This window comes from Adhaeribacter aquaticus DSM 16391 (assembly GCF_000473365.1).
Taxonomy (GTDB): Bacteria; Bacteroidota; Bacteroidia; order Cytophagales; family Hymenobacteraceae; genus Adhaeribacter; species Adhaeribacter aquaticus.
This window is the reverse complement of sequence record NZ_AXBK01000001.1, coordinates 13,911-27,627: the sequence shown is the minus strand read 5'-3', so window position 1 is coordinate 27,627 and position 13,717 is coordinate 13,911. Positions and strand designations below refer to the sequence as shown.

11 protein-coding genes are annotated in these 13,717 nt (G+C 41.3%); 8 read left to right on the top strand and 3 right to left on the bottom strand.

What is annotated here, in order from left to right; all coding sequences use genetic code 11:
- Positions 1-269: 269 nt before the first annotated feature.
- The gene (dgt, locus tag ADHAQ_RS0100135; RefSeq protein WP_026461219.1) at positions 270-1,511 is read right to left on the bottom strand and encodes a dGTP triphosphohydrolase; all 1,242 of its coding nucleotides are present in this window, start codon (positions 1,509-1,511) and stop codon (positions 270-272) included.
- A gap of 117 nt (positions 1,512-1,628) precedes the next feature.
- Complete coding sequence (locus ADHAQ_RS0100130; RefSeq protein ID WP_026461218.1) at positions 1,629-5,096, bottom strand: class I SAM-dependent DNA methyltransferase; 3,468 nt, start codon at positions 5,094-5,096, stop codon at positions 1,629-1,631.
- Positions 5,097-5,339: 243 nt separating this feature from the next.
- Here ADHAQ_RS0100130 and ADHAQ_RS0100125 point away from each other — a divergent pair, with 243 nt between their 5' ends.
- The 8 genes from ADHAQ_RS0100125 to ADHAQ_RS28970 all read left to right on the top strand — a co-directional run bounded on the left by ADHAQ_RS0100125 (position 5,340) and on the right by ADHAQ_RS28970 (position 12,384).
- Positions 5,340-5,780 (top strand): helix-turn-helix domain-containing protein, encoded by a 441-nt coding sequence (locus tag ADHAQ_RS0100125; protein ID WP_245590555.1) that lies wholly within the window; start codon positions 5,340-5,342, stop codon positions 5,778-5,780.
- A 39-nt stretch (positions 5,781-5,819) separates the two neighbouring features.
- Complete coding sequence (locus ADHAQ_RS0100120) at positions 5,820-7,064, top strand: type II toxin-antitoxin system HipA family toxin (RefSeq protein ID WP_245590554.1); 1,245 nt, start codon at positions 5,820-5,822, stop codon at positions 7,062-7,064.
- Between the two features lie 726 nt (positions 7,065-7,790).
- The gene (locus ADHAQ_RS0100110; protein ID WP_026461215.1) at positions 7,791-8,852 is read left to right on the top strand and encodes a helix-turn-helix domain-containing protein; all 1,062 of its coding nucleotides are present in this window, start codon (positions 7,791-7,793) and stop codon (positions 8,850-8,852) included.
- A gap of 159 nt (positions 8,853-9,011) precedes the next feature.
- Entirely contained in the window at positions 9,012-9,332 is a 321-nt protein-coding gene (locus ADHAQ_RS0100105; protein ID WP_157433294.1) for a hypothetical protein, read from the top strand.
- A gap of 246 nt (positions 9,333-9,578) precedes the next feature.
- On the top strand, positions 9,579-10,346 hold the full coding sequence (locus ADHAQ_RS0100100) for a multiubiquitin domain-containing protein (RefSeq protein WP_245590553.1): 768 nt from the start codon (positions 9,579-9,581) through the stop codon (positions 10,344-10,346).
- Positions 10,321-11,499 carry a ThiF family adenylyltransferase gene (locus tag ADHAQ_RS0100095; protein WP_026461212.1) on the top strand — a complete coding sequence of 393 codons (1,179 nt, stop codon included), beginning with the start codon at positions 10,321-10,323 and terminating at the stop codon, positions 11,497-11,499. The genes ADHAQ_RS0100100 and ADHAQ_RS0100095 overlap by 26 nt, the downstream gene beginning before the upstream one ends.
- The gene (locus tag ADHAQ_RS23970) at positions 11,480-11,941 is read left to right on the top strand and encodes a ubiquitination-like system serine protease family protein (protein ID WP_051359613.1); all 462 of its coding nucleotides are present in this window, start codon (positions 11,480-11,482) and stop codon (positions 11,939-11,941) included. Before ADHAQ_RS0100095 ends, ADHAQ_RS23970 begins: the two co-directional genes overlap by 20 nt.
- Positions 11,942-12,240: 299 nt before the next feature.
- Entirely contained in the window at positions 12,241-12,384 is a 144-nt protein-coding gene (locus ADHAQ_RS28970) for a DUF3892 domain-containing protein (RefSeq protein WP_084523661.1), read from the top strand.
- Positions 12,385-12,997: 613 nt separating this feature from the next.
- On the opposite strand, the gene ADHAQ_RS23965 is transcribed toward ADHAQ_RS28970, so the two are convergent.
- Complete coding sequence (locus ADHAQ_RS23965; RefSeq protein ID WP_281172299.1) at positions 12,998-13,657, bottom strand: recombinase family protein; 660 nt, start codon at positions 13,655-13,657, stop codon at positions 12,998-13,000.
- Positions 13,658-13,717 lie beyond the last annotated feature (60 nt).

Here is a 13,717-nt window from a genome sequence, read left to right as displayed (position 1 = left end):
TATAGTTTGACGCTTCCAGGTGGTACCGTTGGGGAATAGTGCTATGAGTGAATTTAAGCTCATAAAACCAAGGCTTAACTAGAGTTGCTAAATAACAACGGTCGTAGTAGGTTTGTAAAATTTTACATAACAGCACTTAAAAGCTAATGATACTTCAATTAAAGTTGATGCTGGTTGTAACACATTATGAAATTACAAAAAGGTTAGTTTTGTATTGTAAAAAGAAATAGTTGTTGGCGACCTTGCTTTATTTGGTGTTGCTTACAATTTTATTTAAAATAAATTCCTGCTCTGTCTAACTTACCAAAATATTTTTCATATTGCTGAATAGCATAAATATCCATCATCCCGCCAATATAATCCTGAACCTTTCTATTCCAGTTTTGAGGAATTCTGTAGTTTGCTGGAAGTAAGACCATATTTTTGTTGTACTCTTTATCCGTATATACCTCATATAGCTTTGTCAAAACATGTTTACCTAATTGTTCATATTCAATTATGTCTGACTGTCTTTTTATAGCTTCAAAAGTCAACTTTTTCAAACCACTAACTAGAAGACCTAAATTCTTGTAGCCTAGCTTGCCTTCAACCAAATCAATGTCTCTTACAAATGCATTTGCTAATAATGATGTTAATTCCTTTCTATAAAGCATGGAATATTCTTCAGAAGATTTATGAACATGAGCTCGTTCTGCAAAACTTCTAGCATGTACATTAAATTCTGATAATTCTACAACGACATCTTCATACTCTTTCCTTATAGAAAATTCGTATAAAAGTTCTTCTACTGTAAAATACTTTAATTTTAAAGCATCTTCTAAATCATGAATTGCATAGGTAATTTCATCTGATAAATCCATTATTTCGCAGTCAATTGTTTTATGACTGATTTTGAATTTTTCAAGCCAACTTTTTACTAATTCATAATCTTTATTGTATAAAAACTTTTTATTTATCTCACTTTTTGAATTACCATTCTTATCTATAGTTACTTCACTTTCAGGTTTAAAGTACTTAACTACACCTAGCATTGACCTAATTGTCAGGTTGAGACCATTAAAGTCATGATGACGCTCTTCAATCCTATTAAGTATCCTAAAAGTTTGAGCATTTCCTTCATATGGATATTCTTCACAAACCTGGCTTAAAAAGACCTCTCCTGCATGACCGAAAGGAGGATTTCCAATATCATGCGCAAGTGAGCATGTCTGAACAGTTAAATTATCTTTTAACTTGAGTCTTTTACTTATTGTTTTTGCGAATTGTGCAACCTCAAAACTGTGAGTTAATCTGTTTCTATAAAATACTTGGCTCCTTGGTACAAACAGTTGCATCTTCCCCTGCAATCTCCGACATGAAGAAGAATATAAAACTCTTGAGTAATCTACATCAGCATTGGTTCTAAAATAGTCAACAGTAGCTTTGTGATTGTCGTCAACTCTGCAATCTTTTACTTCATCTAGTTCATTCTCTTTATTTATACAATATTGTTCAAGTTCTTCAGATATCATAGCATTTACTTTATATGTTGTAGGTAATTGGCGGATATAAGGAATAATTTAAGTTATTATAGCTAAGGATAAAATTGGATAAAGCATATTTGTTGGTTTACTATTAATTTTAATAGCTTATTTCACATATTGCTCTTGTTCAGTTTTGCGTAGCAAACCTAAACCATGAAGCGTTTGCAACAGGTTATCAATTTGCCGGAGGCGCAGAGGCTGTTGTGCTTTACCTACAGGCTTAAACTGATAGTACAAATCCTCTGCAGTAGCCGGCCGTTCGTGCAGTTGTAAGGCACGTTGCACAGCTTGGGCCTGCTCCGAAAGTGTTTTTGGCCAGATTAAGGATTCTTTAGCAGTGGCTTTTACAGCTTTGGCTTTGGTTTCTATACCCATATCTGTTTGCTGGGTCCCTTGCGGGTTCTGGTATTCGGGGCGGAGCCAGCGGATGTGGCCGCGTGCTTCTTCGGCGGCACGCTCTTTGTTCAAGGCCACGAGACGCTCGAGTATCTCTTCTTCGGGCAGGTTGGCTCGCCAACCATAGGCGGCGGCAACGGCGGCATCAAGTTCATTATGTAGTTGCAAAAGTATACTTACCAGCCCCTGCTCGTGGGTTTTTTGCTCTTTAGCGGTTAGTGGCTCGCCCGACCGCAGTTTCTCCAGCACGTTATACATGTCGGTGATGGTGAGCGTGGGGTGTTGCGACTGCCGCTGCTTGCGGTGCTCATCCAGCTGCTCGGCTATAATTTGGATCTGTTCCTTATGCGCTTCGGTCGCGGCAGGGAAGGGAAAGGGGTCGAAGCATTTGGAATTATTATAACGAGGAGTATTACCCCCTAAATCGCTACCTGCAGCAAGTGCCCAAGTTTGATGAATACTAGATGATAAAACTCCCAAATTAAAGTAATCATCACTAGCAATAACTATAACTTCACTCTCTACTAGGTTATGAGTATCCAACAGTTGGAAGACTCTATGTTTAGCCGTTCTTGCTGTTGCTATAAAGTTTTTTAAACCTTTTACAGCATCTCGCATCTTAGGTTGATTCTCTCCAAAAAGCCACCACTTTTGTTTTCGGATTTCTCTTGGATTATGATCTCTCTCTGGTTTAACGTGTAAATATACATGCTGATAAACTTCAGGAAAATTTGACATTACTTCCCTTTCATCAAGACCAAACAGATCAATCACAAATTTTGCTTTGACTCCCTGAGCTAGGTCTCTACTCGTTAAATATGGGCGAATAATATAGTAACTATTGCTATTTAAGCTTTGTAATCTATTTGCATTATTAGGGTCTAATACAAAGCCTAAGCCGTGAAGTTTTACTCCCATATTACTCATTCCAATATTAGACTTCAATGGAGCCGATTTGAAGACTTCTGCACCAATAGAAAGATTGGCATGAACTTTCCCTTCCTTTTCGACAAAAGTAACATGAGTTTCTAACCCATCTGTCTTACTCTTACTAGAAGTATAAAGTATTCTTCCTTTAGTTTCGCCCTTTTCTGCGACACTCATAGCAATTTCAACTGCGGCACCGTCAGCACTATCTACCCAAGGATGATCAGGTATAGCAAGTGTAATAGAAAGCGGCGGATTTGCCTGCATTTGTGCTTCTATCACACGACAATTAAAAGTTTGTTTTATACTATTGGTGGTGATGAAACCGAATCGTTCAGCCTTATCGGCACGAACAATTTCAGCTGCTTTGTGCCACCAAAACATCACGAAATCAGCACTTTCAGGCACAGCACCTTTGTATACTTTCCTTAAAGCTTCAGTATACCCATCTCCCAAAGCTTCGCGCATTTTAGAAGTACCAATGAATGGCGGGTTGCCCACTATGAAATCGGCTTCGGGCCAGGAGGCAGGTTTGGGGTCGAAGTAATCATAGACGATGGTGCGGGCGGTCTCATCGGGTACTTCCTGCCCAGTAACCGGGTGCGGTTTGGTGCTGTGGCCGTCCCAGCGGGTAACAAGCTGGTTGTTGGCATCGAGGCGCGGTTTGCGTTCGGAGTAACTCAGCACCGCGTCCTGCTGCTTTATGTTGCCATACTCGCGAAGTATAGGGTTGCTCAGGCGGGTGGCGGAGCCATGCGCCCGGAAGTGCCACTGCAGATACCCGATCCAGAGCACCACGTCGGCAATGGCCGCAGCGCGTGGGTTTACCTCCAGACCTAGCAGCTGCGCCGGTGTTACCGTATAGCCGCCTGTCATGTCGAGACCCAGCTGACCAGGGAAATGTGCCAGGTACTCGTTCACTTCGCCCTCTAACCTTTTGAGGTGCTCCAGGGTTACGTACAGAAAGTTGCCACTCCCGCAGGCTGGGTCCAGCACGCGCACCGAGCACAAACGCCGGTGGAACGCTTCGATCTCTTTACGCGCTCCGGCTTCGTCACCGCTGTCTTCGAGTATAGCCGAGGCGGTACGAGCTGCTTCCCACTCTTCACGCAGTGGTTCAATAACGGTAGGCATTACGAGGCGCTCTACGTAAGCACGCGGTGTATAATGGGCACCCAGTTTATGGCGTTCGCGCGGTTGTAGGGCCCGTTCCAGCAAAGTGCCAAAAATAGCAGGCTCCACGTCCGCCCAATCGGACTTTGAAGCTTCTATCAATAAATCGAGCTGCGCCTCAGTTATTGGAAATGCTTCCGGGTTTTTAAACAGGTAACCATTAAACTGCGGAATATGGGTACGTAGGGCCGGGTCAAACCCACCTTTATCCATACTTTGCCATAACGCTCGCAGCGCATCCGGAAAATATTGGAGGTTCTGCCGGTAATCTTGCAATAGTTGGGTAAAAGAATTATTAGGCAATAATTCTACATCTTCAGCAAACATGGTAAAAAGGCAACGCATCAGAAAACCAGCCACCTGCTCCGGTTGATGCCCGGCCTGCTCCAGGGAGGCCGCTAACTTTGCTAATCGGTCGGCTAGTTCACGGGTAACCCGGGCAGCACGGCGGCTTGGATCCAGCTCCAGGGGGTCGGTAAAGAGCAAACGTAGGCGCTCCCGGATTTCATCCTGGTGTAGCTCCTCCAAAATAATGCGGTAACTAATTGGATTGGGAAAAGGCACATACGTTTTGCCTTGACGGGCAAAGTCAGCATAGAGGTCTATACAGTAGCCTACATCCACTACAGCCAGGAACGGTGGCCATCCTTCGGAGGCAGGCAAAGAACGAGCATACCGCAATGCTTGCTCTTTGGCCTTTTTCATTTCTCGGTCCCAGGTACGGGTATCGCGGGTAGCGGTACCAGTCTTGATTTTTATTTTTTCGGCACCTAATAATTCTGCTTCCGTTGTAGCTGTCTTATCAGAGCCCTGTTTTGCTTCCAGTACAAAACAATCCTTCTTGTAGAGGTCAATAAAGTTAGTACTTGTCTTCCCTTCACCATCGTTAAATATCACCGGACGCTCAAAGGTATAAGTTGCCTCGTGTACTTTATCAGAAGCCGGCCGGGGTTTCTCCACCCCCAGCAACTCGCATAACTCGGTTAAAAACAACTGGTAGTTAGCACGTTCCGAAGCACCGGAGGCTTTCCAGCGGGTGATAAAATTTTGGATAGCTAAAGTAGGGGCAAGACTCATGTAGATAATGTCGTTTGCTTTCAGATAGACTGATTCTTTCTATGATGCAGTTTAGGAAAAAAGCAGGAGAAAGTATAGCGTTATTGCTATTATTGAATAAGACAGAAGGGGGAATAGATACACTTCTCCTTCTGTCATCGCACCCATAAAATAAGTGATGACATGCATCCTATATCGGATAAAGCTTTTCCTTTAATAGGTAGGTGCACTTGCCTTGCTTTGCAAGTTTTTCTGTTATAAAACTTGACAAGTGCCCTGCTACATACTTTGGCAGTACAACATGTGCAAAAAGTGTTCATTTTATACGATAATGTAAAATATATTTTACAAAATCCTGTATATTTGTTAACTATAGTTTACATTATGCCAAAATCAAGACCTTTGTACCCTTCTTGGCAACGGCTATTAGCCGAGCTGGGGGAAAACATTAAGCTGGCCCGGCTGCGGCGAAGGCTCAGCACCGAGCAGGTAGCCGAACGCGCGGCTATTTCTCGGCCCACACTTAGCCAGATTGAGAAAGGAGAGCCCAACGTGGCTATGGGGAACTATTTCAAAGTGTTGGCAGTACTAGGGCTGGAAAAAGACCTGGCGCAAGTGGGGCGGGACGACAAGCTCGGCCGCAAGTTGCAGGATGCCGAACTGCCAGTGCGCGAAAGAGCTCCTAAGCATTCAAGTGATACCTAAAAGAAGATGGCAAAGCATAAGCTAACTAAAGCTATATACGTGTACGCCGACTGGGTTGAACTAGGAGAGCCCAAGTGGATGGGCACGCTGCACGCGAGCTCGGTGCGGGGTAAGGAAGTGTTCTCCTTTAAATATGAGAAAGCTTGGCTAAGCAGTCCCTATGCGCAGGTGCTGGATCCTGACCTACAGCTGTACACAGGGCCGCAGTACCTGGCAGGAGAAGAGAAAAATAACTTTGGTGTATTTCTGGATTCATCTCCAGACCGGTGGGGTAGGGTTCTGATGCGTAGACGTGAGGCTGCAATGGCTCGCAAGGAAGGCCGGCCAGAGCAACGCCTGCTGGAGAGCGATTACCTGTTGGGAGTGTACGACGGCCACCGAATGGGGGCACTGCGGTTTAAACAGGCGCTTGATGGACCTTTCCTGAATGATAACCGCGAAATGGCCACACCGCCCTGGACTGCCTTGCGTGAGCTGGCTTATGCTAGCCAGAAGCTAGAAGAGGATGACATCAGCCAAGACGAGGAGTATCTCAAATGGCTCGGCCTGTTAGTGGCGCCTGGATCCTCTCTGGGGGGAGCCAGACCGAAAGCTGGTGTAACGGACGAGAAAGGAAGGTTGTGGATTGCAAAGTTTCCCAGCCGTAACGATAACCGGGACGTCGGTGCTTGGGAGATGGTGGTGCAGGAGCTTGCCCTGACGGCGGGTATTAACATGGCAGAGGCCAGGGTAGAGCGTTATGCCTCCAAGCAGCACACCTTCCTGACCAAGCGCTTTGACCGCACTGAAACTGGGGAGCGTATTCACTTCGCGTCTGCCATGACACTATTGGGTTATCACGACGGCATCGACTATCAGGATGGGGTAAGCTACCTAGAGTTGGCTGAGTTCATCACCAAACAGGGTGCCGCTCCGGAAAAAGACCTAGAAGAACTCTGGCGGCGAATTTTATTTAACATCTACGTGAGTAACACAGACGACCACCTGCGCAACCATGGCTTTATTCTCACGCCCTTGGGCTGGCGACTATCACCTGCCTATGACCTGAATCCTGTAGAGACTGGGGCTGGTCTCAAGCTTAATATCACAGAGGAAGACAACACACTGAATCCGGAGCTGGCACTCGTCACGGCAGACTATTATCGCCTTTCCCCAAAGCAGGCCGAATCGATACACCAGCAGATTAGAGAAGCTGTGAGTAATTGGCGTAGCGTGGCCAACAAGTATGGTATCCCAAAGGCGGACCAGGAATTGATGGCACCCGCCTTTCGGCTTGTCCCGTAAGGCAGACTACATTCAATGGAATAAAATGAGCAGTCTTCTTATTAAAGTAAATCACATGATCTGGAAAGCTTCCTGTCAAAGACATTAATCCGTGGCAAGAAAGAAGCCCATAACCGATGATAGGCACTTAAGTATTATTGGCTTAAAATATCAGCACCTAACATGAGACAGCTTATGAGAAAGCCAGCAAGTAAGATAATGTTAATAAACTACAACAATACATGAGAAGTAGTAACTGCCTTTTACTCAAGTAGTATTCAAGTTTAAGTAATTCTCTTTGCTCCAATAGCATTCAGGGTAGGCTTTAGATTAGTGGTAATCTACATCTGGTACCTTTACATTGTGAAGGTTATGCAACGCACAGTGCTTAGGCCTCGCTCTGTCCCTATAGTGCCAGTTAAACAGCTTTACCAAGTGAGTGTTTTGGCATGTATTGGCGATGCCTTGTACTTACGCATTAACAGGTTATAGAAATCCTTCAGGCGTTTCTCGCGTGATACTTGCAATGTTTCGGAATACAGCCTCAAGCATTATGGAAGGTGTAGCAGATTTGCCTAACAAGACCAAGCTTGATTTTATTTTAGGTTGTTATGGCTTACAAATTTGTATTAAAATAAGAGAATTTATTAATTAATAAATAAAATACTCTATATAGAGATATTTTTTTAAAAAATATACCGTATACAAATTTAAAAAATATATATTTGTATACGAAAGGTCGAAAAAATGGAAAATATAGTTGCAATCAATCTTACACGAGCCAGGCAATTCCGAGGTTTAACGATGGATCAATTAGCTGGCAAGATTAATTGTTCAAAGCAAGCTATAAGTCATTATGAGAATGGTGTGAGGTATCCTGATAGTAAGACTTTACTAGCTATAGGTAATGCTTTAGATTTAGAGCTAGATTACTTTTATAGTGATAATAGTGTAAAATTTAGCTTACACAACATTAGTTACAGACAAGGCTTTGGCCTTGATTCTAAACAAAAACAGAATGTAGAAGACGAAACAAGCTCATTATTAAGTGACTATCTAGAACTAGAAGCCATTGCAAAAGAACTCGTCGTTTTTCATAACCCTCTTGAAGATCTTGTAATTAGCAGTACGTCAGATGCTGAGAAAGCTGCAAAGCAACTTAGAAAGAAGTGGAAACTAGGAGAAGGCCCTATATCTAATATCACTAATATTCTGGAGAGAAAAGGCGTGAGAATCATTAAGTGTGACTTTGACTTTTTTTATACTCATGAAGGCTTATCAGGTTGGGCTGAAGACAAGAAAGTACCGGTAATTGTCCTTAATTCTAGACAGCAGGACTTGTCTCGAATAAGGTTTACAATTCTTCATGAGCTAGGGCATCTCTTGCTGGTAATGGCTGAGGATGTGGACGAGTTTACTGTAGAAAGAATTTGTGATGCTTTTGCAGGAGCTGTATTGCTCCCCTTTGAAATACTGATACAAGAGTTCGGAAAGAATAGAACAGCTATTACAATGCCTGAGCTTAAGAGAATCAAAGAGCTATATGGAATATCTGTTGCTGCAATCATGGTTCGAGCTTCTGTAACCAAGCTGATTTCATGGGATGCCTATAACAAGTGGAAGCAATCTAATTTCTCTGATTTTGACTATGGGCAGTTTAGTGGCACAGAAGAGCCACAAAGGTTTGAGCAGATGCTGTACCGTTGTCTAAGTGAACGAAAAATTGGTTTTGATAAAGCTGCACGATTGGCCAGAAGAGATGAGGCTGAGTTAAGGAAAATTTATAGTCAACAACAATTAGAGTTTTAGATGGGCCCAATAGTTATAACAGAGATTAATACCGCAGCAACGCTGTACAGGTTGGGTTTGTTGAAATACTTTAACAGCAACAACCTGAGCATACATATAACAGATATCTGTTATAGCCATAAAGGTAGCCATGATGTGTTAACCTTATACAATAACAAAATGCTTGCTAAACAGATGGAAGAACAGGGCTTTCTAAAAATTGTAGAATTAACTGATATCCAGATGAAGCAAGTAGCAAAACTGTATAGTGAATATAAGCCAAAGTTTGTTGTTAAGACTATATCAGCACTTGTTTATGCTCACGAGGAGAACATGAAGGTGATCAGCGAAGATGAGCTACTAAGAGATATTGCTAGAGGTGAATTGAACCTGAAGGTCTACAATCAAGAATGGTTCGTTGATAGTCTGCTACAGGAACTTGTAGCAATGGGCGTTAAAATTGATTCTTCACAATTAAAAAAGATGATTCAGTATTACTAGAGAAATATATTATAGAAGAGTAATAAAAAAAAGCCAGGCATTAACACCTGGCTTGTAGATTCCGGTTAGGGAAAACAAAAGCCTGCTAAGCTTTTGGGTAAATTTTAGTTCGCACCTCAAATATACCTCCTTTAACTGAATTCTGCAAGCTTCCCGGTGATTATAAACTATCTGTTACGGCAGTCATAGATAGGCCTGCATGTTTAATTTTTAAAAGTCAAACAAGCACATGCTTAAAATCACTTATTGGACACAGTTCCAGCTGCTGCAGAAATGATATGTAGCAACCAGTATTATTTGTTAAATATCAAAGTTAAAGAAATGACTTTAGTCAACGGGGCGCCGCATACGCAAAAAACTAAACAGGCTCTGAAATTCATAATCGAAGGGGAGCCTTTTGAAACATTAGATCAGTATAAAACGGGGGCCGAGCTAAAACAGCTTAAAGGTATTCCCCAAGAAGTAGAGCTTTTTCTGTCAATCAAAGAGCCTTACGAAGACGAGTTGATAGGCAACGACACCAAGGTTAACTTGGCAAGGCCTGAAATAGAGCACTTCTTTGTAAAACAAAAGCTGAAGCTCTCCATAAATAATGAGTCTTTTGTATGGTTTAGCCAATTTATCTCAGGCAAACAAATAAGAGAGCTAGGTAAAATTCCTGCAGAATATGAGATATACCTTGACATCAAGGAGCCCTATGTGGATACTCTTATTCAGGATGATACCGTGATCGATTTAGCCAGACCTGGTAAAGAACACTTCTTCTCTAAGGAGCAATCCGTTAAGGTTCTTATCATCAATGGCAGACCGAAGGATTGGGCCAATAAAACAATCTCCTTTGAACAGGTCGTGATATTGGCTTTCGGATCTTTCGATAATAGCCCGAATAAGGTATACACGGTTACCTTTAGTGAAGGGCCAGTATCAAAACCTGAAGGTACTATGGTAAAGGGGTCAGTTGTTGAAGTTAAAAACAAAATGGTTTTCAATGTCTCAGCAACTGATAAGTCATAGTTCTGATCTAAAGCGCCTTAGAGACGAAGGGTATGAGGTAGAAGTGCTTGGTGGATATTTACTTGTCCACCAAGTACCCTATTTAAATAATACTGGAGAGGTTAAGCGCGGAACATTGGTGAGCGACCTAGTATTGTTAAACAATACTACAGTAGGTAAACCTAGTGATCATGTGATTCACTTTATTGGTGAAAACCCCTGCAACGTTGATGGAACGGTTATCTCAGCAATACAACACATGTGTGGCACTAGAACACTTAGAGAAGGTATTACTGTTAACTATTCATTCTCTAACAAGCCTCAAGGTGGTTACCCAAACTACTATGAGAAATTCAAGAGGTATGCTGAGGTGATCTCTGCTCCTGCGAAGTACTTGCATCCAGATCTTACGGAGAAAACTTTCAAGGTAATTCCTTCTAAGAATGAAAAATCAGTGTTTAAATACATTGATACAAATTCTAGTAGGGCAAACATTGACTTTATCAATTCAAAGTTCAAGGGGCAAAAGGTTGCTATCATAGGTATTGGAGGCACTGGAGCTTATGTTTTAGACTTAGTTGCTAAAACGCCAGTGCAGGAAGTGCATGTATTCGATGGAGATCACTTTTTACAGCATAATTCATTTCGCTCACCTGGTGCAGCATCCGTTGAAGATTTAGATAAAAAGTCGATGAAAGCTAAATACTTTGCAGATATCTACTCTAAAATGCACAATGGCATAATTCCTCATCCCTACTATGTGGATGGCTCCAATTATCACGAACTTGATCAAATGGACTATGTTTTCCTTTGCGTTGATAAAAATAGAGTTAGGAAAGGCATTATGGATTATTTACTGAATAATGGTATACCTTTTATTGATGTAGGCTTAGGCGTTAATGTCGTTGATGACAAGTTAATCGGGACTACTAGGGTAACTGCGGGTACATCTTCCAAGAATGATCATCTTAAAGCCAGAGTCTCTGAGGTGGATGATGAGAATAATGAGTACTCGACAAATATTCAGATTGCTGACCTAAATTCGCTTAATGCATCTTTGGCGGTTATCAAATGGAAGAAGATGTGCGGCTTTTATCAAGATTTGATCGAAGAGCACCACAGTGCTTATTCAATTAATGTCTCTAAAATTTTCAATGAAGACCGTACAGCATAAATTTGTTGAGTTCATACCTGATCATTTAAACGAGGGGGTGCTGTACATTTCCTTAAATTATTGCACAGCCATACACAAATGTGTGTGTGGCTGTGGCAATGAGGTTGTTACGCCATTCTCTCCAACGGATTGGTCAATAACATTCAATGGAAAAAGTGTCACCTTAAGACCTTCCATAGGTAATTGGAACTTTGAGTGCAGATCCCACTACTTTATTACTCAAAATAAAATAGAGCGGTGCAGGGATTGGACCAACACAGAGATTGCTGTTGGTAGAAACGTTGATAAAGAAAATAAAGCAAATTTCTATTCAGAGGATAAGTTAGAAACTGATGTAGACAAATTTAAAAGCAAGGTTGATCAGAGTGAAGGAGCTTTGAAGAGGTGGAGCCTAAAGTCCATATTTACAAAACTAAAGTTGAGTGGGACTCGGCGGCAATAGTGCTGCCGAGTTTTTTTGATTTTTTGAAGTGTTCTGTCATTGGGTGCTTTATATCTATATTCTCAATTGTCAATGACATATTGCTGTAACCCAAATCGTAAAATTAAACTTATTATAAACTAAAAATTATGGCCTTATATAGGATATCCGGTGTATGGAAAAACTCAAGCAATGTAATTACTCATTATGCTTTTCATACGGTCGGAGAAGAATCAGTAACAAGAGCAAGTAAAGTATCGAAAGCGCGAGCCATTGAACTTTTAGAAACAAAAGGAAACTCTGCAACCACATGGGCATGAATTTATTATCATTCGAAATGGGGTATTGGAGAAAATGTGGAAGTCGTAAATGGTAGCAATGGTAAGTACTTAAGGTCAAATCCTGATAATAAGATAACCAATAATTTAGCCAATCTTATAGATTTTGACTGGATTGCTCCTTGATTCATAAATTAAAAAACTGGAAACATTGAGTAAAAGGGTGCATCGGCTCTTTAATCAATGTTGGCTGTGATACTATAAATCTTATTGGTCGTAGTTTCATAGAACTCCTTGGCTGTTGCACAAATTTAAAAACATGGGCTTAGGAGAATAAATTAAACCTTTGATTTTAGCAAGAATGGTTTAAAGTGGTGGTAAGTTAACAACGGATGAGTTAAGCGAAATAGATTTACTTTTTCCAGAAGCTGAAGAAAATTACGGAAGGAGAAAAATATTTACAGAATATGAAGAATCCATCCCTTTGAAATTAAATATTCTTGATAGACTGCGAGAACATAATATATTTATACTAAGTAAAGGAGCAATTGAAAAATATTACCCATCTGGATACACCGGCGCTGATAAACCTTTTAAAGCACTTAATGCTCCTGAATTAGCTCGTACGTTTATAAATAATAATCTTTCTCGGTCAAAAACTAAAATACTTGGAGAAGAAAAATGTGAGCTTTCATTTATCATCTATTTTTGAGAGAATATTTATATAGCTCTTTATATTTACTTATCAGCAACTTAATGACTTTATTTAACATAAAATAGCTTATATTAAAAAAGACAATTAATTAGAAGTCCTCAGTAAATGATGCACTGTTCCTTTCATAAAGGCTCTACCATTCCGGGTGATATAGCCATCCTTATTTAATTCATCAGCAATTTTCTGAAAGGTATAGCCTTTCTCCCGGTAAATTTTTATTAAAGTTAGCGCTTGCCTATTCTGTTTATTTTGGCCTGCATTCTGCTGCCGAACCTTTAATCCTTTGGAACGAGCATCCATGGTTAAATTCCCAGGCGTTCCCAATATATGTCCTTGCTCTTTTTTAGCTTTCAAAGCAGCCTTCGTCCGGGATGAAATCAGCTCTCGCTCATGTTGAGCAAGCACTGCAAAAATACCAATGGTGAGCGTATTGGCCTCCGGCATGTCGGCGCAAACAAAATCTACTCCACTATCCCGCAAAGTAAAAATAAAGGCCGCGTTCCGGCTGAGCCGGTCGAGTTTCGCGATAATTAAAGTTGCACCTTTTTTCTTCGCCCGGTCAATAGCCGTAATCAATTCGACCCGGTTGTTTTTCTTACCGCTTTCCACTTCGGTAAATTCTTCCAGGATTAAGTCGTGGTCTTTCACGAACTGGCGGACCGAACTCCGCTGCGCTTCCAGACCCAAGCCGGACTGGCCCTGCATTTTAGTGGACACCCGGTAATAAGCAATGTACTTCCGCAAAATTTCTTCTTTCTTTTAAAAACCTGACAAAAATACCGATAAAAATAAGATTGTCAAGTT